The organism is Acinetobacter sp. 251-1 (genome assembly GCF_030329305.1).
Lineage (GTDB): Bacteria > Pseudomonadota > Gammaproteobacteria > Pseudomonadales > Moraxellaceae > Acinetobacter > Acinetobacter piscicola_A.
Genome location: NZ_JACANS010000050.1, coordinates 1 through 1,742, shown reverse-complemented (window position 1 = coordinate 1,742; position 1,742 = coordinate 1). Strand labels below are relative to the sequence as shown.

Genomic DNA, 1,742 nt, shown 5'->3' with positions numbered 1-1,742 from the left:
AATGCTTGCTCCAATGCATCGAGCACCATATCTGTATTCATCCGTGTCGATACTTTCCATCCAACAATTGCTCGTGAGAACACATCAATAATAAATGCAGTATAAACCCAGCCTGAATTTGTTTGAATATACGTAAAGTCACTCACCCACAGTTGGTCAGGATGATCAGCAGTAAAATTACGTTTTACCAAGTCATCCGCTCGTTTTTGATCATCTCGGCTACGGGTGGTTTGTTTGTTCTTACCACGCCAAACACCTTTTATACCTAGCTTTTGCATTAATCGAGCAACAGTACAGCGCGCAATAATATAGCCTTCACGTTTCAGTTTTTGCCAGACTTTACGTACACCATACCGACCTGAACTTTCCTTCCAAATTCGTTTAATCTCCTCAGCATGATGCAAGTCATGTAAATCTCGCTTTGCTCGATGTTCTGGATTTTCACAGAGATCTAGAGTCCGGTAATAGGTTGAAGGTGCGATCGGTAAAATTCTACAAATCGCCTCGACTCCGTACAGCTCTTTATTATTATGGATAAAATCCACCATTATTTGTGTGGGCGGTCGAGCTCCGCCTGGGCGAAAAAAGCGGCTGCTTTACGTAGAATTTCATTGGCGCGTTGCAGTTCTTTATTTTCGCGTTCGAGTTGTTTGATACGTTCTTGGTCTGAAAGCTGCTGTACTTTAACTGGATTTTGTTTATCTAAATATTTTTGATACCAAACACGTAGTGTTTCAGGAGTACAACCCTTGCGCAGTATACTGCTCAGGGAGCAATAGCGGTGATCGCAGCCCAATTCGATGGATAATCTTTCTCGGATTCAATCAATAATTGAACCGCTCTTTCTCGGATTTCAGGGGTATATTTTACTTTTTTCATCGGGACATTCTCTCAGAAAGCTTGGTCTCCGACAAACCCGGTACGGTTCAAAAATCTTCCATTGATTTATTTATATCTGTTAAACCAGTCGCATTATGAAATGTAATATAAGTAGAAATTTCAGTATAAATGGTCATGATCTTTTCTAAATTTGAATATCTAAGCGTCTTCATTAATCAACCTTATTGATTATTAGTTTCTTCTTTTAAAGCTCTTTGTACTGTTGCTATCCCTACTTTAAACTTTTCTGCAACACCTCTAAATGTTGAATTTTCTTCAGCCATTGCTTTTCGTATTTCAACATAGTCAACCTTCCGCTTTCTTCCCTTATATAAGCCCTTCGCTTTGGCTTTTGCAATTCCTTCCTTTTGACGCTCACGGATCATGGAGCGTTCAAACTCTGCAAATGCAGCAAGCATCTGAAACATGAGTTTATTTATTGCCGATTGTGCTACATCATGACTGAAGGTCAAATTCTCTTTATGAAAAATAATGGTTATACCACGATCATTCAGACTATTCACAATTTCGTTCAGATCATTTGTATTACGTGCCAGACGATCAATACTATGAACATGCACCGTATCACCTTCACGCAGATAGTCGAGCATTGCATTTAACTGAGGACGTTCACGGCTACCACCGCTTGCCTTTTCAGTAAAGGTCTTATCCAGGCTGATTCCATCTAATTGACGTTCAGTATTTTGTTCAGTTGAACTGACTCGAATATATCCGACCTGATTAGGCATTCTGTACCGTTAGAGTTTAGATAATTAAATACATATTGTACCGAAATTAAATATTAAGTCTATAAATACGGTTTTTGAGTTGCTTTTTAAGACTTTATTTTGTTCCGTTAGGCT

At 38.9% G+C, this 1,742-nt stretch carries 1 protein-coding gene, 1 pseudogene and 1 other annotated feature; the gene and the pseudogene both read right to left on the bottom strand.

Annotated elements, in window-relative coordinates; translation table 11 throughout:
• A pseudogene (locus tag HX129_RS17630) lies at window positions 1-879 on the bottom strand (IS3 family transposase); the annotation flags it as partial.
• Window positions 474-590 (bottom strand) — a sequence feature (AL1L pseudoknot). It overlaps the preceding pseudogene by 117 nt.
• Window positions 880-1,061: 182 nt before the next feature.
• Entirely contained in the window at window positions 1,062-1,628 is a 567-nt protein-coding gene (locus HX129_RS17625; protein ID WP_006581699.1) for a recombinase family protein, read from the bottom strand.
• Between the last annotated feature and the right edge of the window lie 114 nt (window positions 1,629-1,742).